The 3,695-nt window shown below is 73.1% G+C and carries 4 protein-coding genes and 1 pseudogene; 2 read left to right on the forward strand and 3 right to left on the reverse strand.

Going from position 1 to position 3,695, the window contains the following annotated elements:
- Positions 1–814: ScbA/BarX family gamma-butyrolactone biosynthesis protein (locus tag IH13_RS0113420; RefSeq protein ID WP_031084130.1), on the forward strand; the 814-nt coding region annotated here is incomplete at its 5' end.
- Here the strand turns inward: IH13_RS0113420 and IH13_RS0113425 are convergent.
- A complete protein-coding gene (locus tag IH13_RS0113425) occupies positions 808–1,569 on the reverse strand; it encodes a glucose 1-dehydrogenase (RefSeq protein WP_031084131.1) in 762 nt (253 codons plus the stop codon). The two genes, IH13_RS0113420 and IH13_RS0113425, sit on opposite strands and share 7 nt — an antisense overlap.
- Positions 1,570–1,587: 18 nt before the next feature.
- Entirely contained in the window at positions 1,588–2,178 is a 591-nt protein-coding gene (locus IH13_RS0113430; protein WP_031084133.1) for a ScbR family autoregulator-binding transcription factor, read from the reverse strand.
- 205 nt (positions 2,179–2,383) lie between these two features.
- Here IH13_RS0113430 and IH13_RS0113435 point away from each other — a divergent pair, with 205 nt between their 5' ends.
- Positions 2,384–3,292: a quinone oxidoreductase family protein gene (locus IH13_RS0113435; protein ID WP_031084135.1), complete on the forward strand. Its 909-nt coding sequence runs from the start codon at positions 2,384–2,386 to the stop codon at positions 3,290–3,292.
- 37 nt (positions 3,293–3,329) lie between these two features.
- Here IH13_RS0113435 and IH13_RS0113440 read toward each other — a convergent pair.
- Positions 3,330–3,695 (reverse strand): annotated as a pseudogene (locus IH13_RS0113440) (ATP-dependent helicase); the annotation flags it as partial.

Below are 3,695 nucleotides of genomic sequence, written 5' to 3' on the forward strand. Positions count from 1 at the left end.
CCGCCGCGAGGACGACGTGTTCTCGCTCACCGTCCGGTGGCCGGCCTCCGAGGGGGACCTGCCCTACGACCCCCGCATACTGACCCAGACCGTCCGCCAGACCGGTCTGGTCATCGCACACGCCGAGTACGGCGTGCCCCTCACCCACCAGACCCTGCTGAACTCCTTCGACTTCACGGTGGTGCCCGGGCTGCGCGTCTCCCGTGAAGAACCGTCTCTTCTCACCGTGGAGATCGCGCTCTTCGAGCCGAAGAAGCGTGGGCGGTCCGTCAGTTCGCTGACCATGGACATCCGCCTCTTCCACCACGACCGCATGGTGGCACGGGCGGACTGCGACTTCGGCTGGGTCTCCCCCGCCGCCTACCGCCGGCTCCGCGGTGAGCATCCGACCGCCGGCTGGGACACCTGGGAGGTGCCCGCCCCGCTCGGTCCCCGCACGGTCGGCCGGGTCACCGAACGCGATGTGGTCCTGGCGCCCGGTGACGACCCGCACCGCTGGCGGTTGCGCAACGACGTGCGCAACGTCCTGCTCTACGACCACCCGGTGGACCACGTCCCCGGGCTGGTCCTGATGGAGGCCGCGCATCAGGCGGCCAACGCGCTCCTGCATCCCTCCCCCTTCGAACTGACGGCCTTCACCAGCAGCTTCGAGCGTTACGTCGAGTTCGACCGCCCCTGCTGGATCACGGCGGAGGAGGTACCCGGCCCCGGCCGGACCACGGTACTGGTCACGGGGACCCAGGACGGCGGTCCGGTGTTCCGGGGCCGGTTGAGCGGTTCACGCACCGACGGGTGCGCCGTACCGGCTCACTGATTGACGAAGCCCCCGTCCACCGGCAGGACCGTACCCGTGAGGAACGGGCAACGGTCGCTGATCAGCCACGCGGCCGCGGCCGCGATCTCGGCGGGCTCGGCCGTACGCCCCTGCGGTGTCATGCCGTTGACCATCTCCTCCAGACCCGGGTTGCGCCCGAACCAGTCGGCGGTGATCTCGCTGCGGGTCGTGCCCGGAGCGACGGAGTTGACCCGGATGCCCTGCTTCGCGTACTCGTCGGCGGCGGCCCGGGTGAGGCCGATGACCGCGTGCTTGGCCGCTATGTAGGCCGCGGCGGCCGGGATGGCCACCAGGCCGCCCACGCTGCTGTTGTTCACGATGGAGCCGCCGCCGCCCGCGAGCATGGCCGCTATCTCCGGGCGGATGCAGTTCCAGACGCCGCGCACGTTGGTGTCCATGACCGCGTCGTAGACGTCGTCGCCCATGAGGTGCAGCGGCGTCCGGTCGCCGCCCAGCCCCGCGTTGTTGAACGCCCCGTCCAGCCGCCCGTAGGTGCTGACCGCGAACTCCACCGCGCGGGCGGCGTCCTCGGCCACGGTGACGTCGCAGACGACGTACGCGGCCTCGGCGCCCTTTTCCTTCAATTCGTCGACCAGCGCGGCCAGTCGGTCCTCGCGCCGCGCGGCCAGGACCAGCCGCGCGCCTTCCTGCGAGAACACGCGGGCCGCCGCCGCGCCGATACCACTGCTCGCCCCGGTGATGAGGACGACTTTGCCGTTGAGGAGATCACTCATGAGCGCAGTCTCGCAGCGTTATTCGGTCGGGACCATGGCCGATATCCGCGGGAGCATGAGATTCCAGAACTGGGTGAGCGCGTACTCCGGCGACCACTCCACGTCGAACCGGCCCAGCGCCTGGGCCCCGACCACCGCCGCCGTCACGGCGGACACGGCGTCCTCGATCGGCACGTCGGGGGAGAGGGCGGCCTCGCGGCGGGCCGAGGTCAGCGTCGTACGGACCCAACTGCGCCAGGTCCGCCACAGGGAGACGTCCTCCATCCAGGTCGCGTCCGCGGCGAGACCGAAACCGGCCCGCAGCACGACGTCCTCGTCGAGCCGCCGGGCCAGGACGTGCGAGGTCTCCACCAAGTGCTGGAGCGGCGCGGGGTGGTGGCGCGCGTGCACGGCGACGATGTCGGCGAGCGCCCGGGCCGCGGACTCCTCCACGGCCATCCCGAGCGCCTGCTTGCTGCTGAAGTGGAAGTGCAGCGCACCGCTGCTGACCCCCGCCCCGCGGCTGATCTCGGTGAGGGACGAGAGGGCGTAGCCGCTCCGGTCGAAGGCCACGGCGGCCGACCGGATCAGCTCCTGCCGGGTGCGTACCGCACGGTCCTGCTTGGCCATACTGCCGCTCCGGTGAGTACGGGGATAAGAGGACGACAGAGGGTGTCCACCCCTCTTTTCACACCGGGGCGGACACTCAGAGTCACCATTCTAACAAACCGGATGGATTGTTTCTGGCGCTCTCGGAAATGGTCCGTACACGCGGACGGCCGTACGGCGGCAGGGACCCCCGGGCCCCCGGAACGGGCCCGCGGTACCGTGCGGCATGCTCGCCATCCAGTTCGACCGCTTCGGCGGTCCTGAAGTGCTCCGGCCCGTCGACCTGCCCACGCCCGCCGTGCGGGACGGGGAGGTCCTGCTCACCGTGGAGGCCGCCGGGGTGAACTTCGCGGACACCCACCAGGTGGACGGTTCCTACCTGGACGCCTCCGCGCTGCCGTACGTCCCGGGCAGCGAGGTCGTGGGCCGTACCCCGGACGGCCGGCGGGTGCTGGCCCGCGTCTCGCACGGCTACGCGGAACAGGTGGCCGCCAAGGAGTCGGGGCTCGTGGACGTCCCCGAGGACCTCGGTGCCGCCGAGGCCCTCGCCCTGCTCATGCAGGGGCTGACGGCCTGGCACCTGCTGCGCACCGCGGCCCGGCTGCGTGAGGGCGAGACGGTCCTCGTGCACTCCGCGGCGGGCGGTGTGGGCAGCCTCGCCGTCCAGCTGGCGCGGGAGTTCGGCGCGGGCCGGGTGCTCGCCCAGGCGTCCACCCCGGCCAAGGAGCGGCTCGCCCTGGACCTCGGCGCGGACGCGGTGGTCCGCCACCCGTCGGACGAGAAGGCGGACGTCGTCCTGGACGCGGTCGGCGGCGAGCTCTTCGACCGTGCGCTGGACTCGCTGGCGCCCTTCGGCCGGATCGTGACGTACGGCAACGCCGCCCGGACCGGCTTCACCCCCGTCGACCCCGCCCGGCTCGGCCGGCTGCCCGCCTCGGTGGTGGGATTCTGGCTGCGCCCGGCCCTGGCGGCACCGGGGGCGGTCAGCGGGCCGCTGGGCGAGCTCTTCGAGCTGGTCGCCGCGGGGCGTCTGAAGCCGGTGACCGGGCCCGGCTACCCACTGGCCGAGGCCCGGCGCGCCCATGAGGACCTCCTGGCGCGCCGGACGGTCGGCAAGGTGGTCCTGCGGCCCTGACGTGACTGCGGGGCGGGGGGTGGCGGGGCGGCGGGGTTCAGCCGGCCCGGTTCGCCCGGCGCTGAGCGGCTGCGGCGCGGGCCGCCGCGGTCGCCGTGTCCGCGTTGGAGCGTCGCCCCTGCGGGGGCTTGCTGCCGCGCCGGCGGTGCGGGGTGGAGCCGTTGCCCTTGGCGGAGCGCTCGGTCGACGGTGCGGCGCCCGCCACGGGGACGCCCGAGGGGGTCCGTGCCCCCGTGATGCGGCTCAGCTCGGCCTCGCCGGAGCGGACCTGGGTGACCTGCGGGCGGATGCCGGCGTCCGACATGAGCCGGGCCACGTCGCGGCGCTGGTCGGGCAGCACCAGGGTGACCACACGCCCGGACTCCCCGGCCCGGGCGGTGCGCCCGCCGCGGTGCAGGTAGTC

It is taken from the genome of Streptomyces sp. NRRL WC-3549 (assembly GCF_000721935.1).
In the GTDB taxonomy this organism is placed as follows: domain Bacteria; phylum Actinomycetota; class Actinomycetes; order Streptomycetales; family Streptomycetaceae; genus Streptomyces.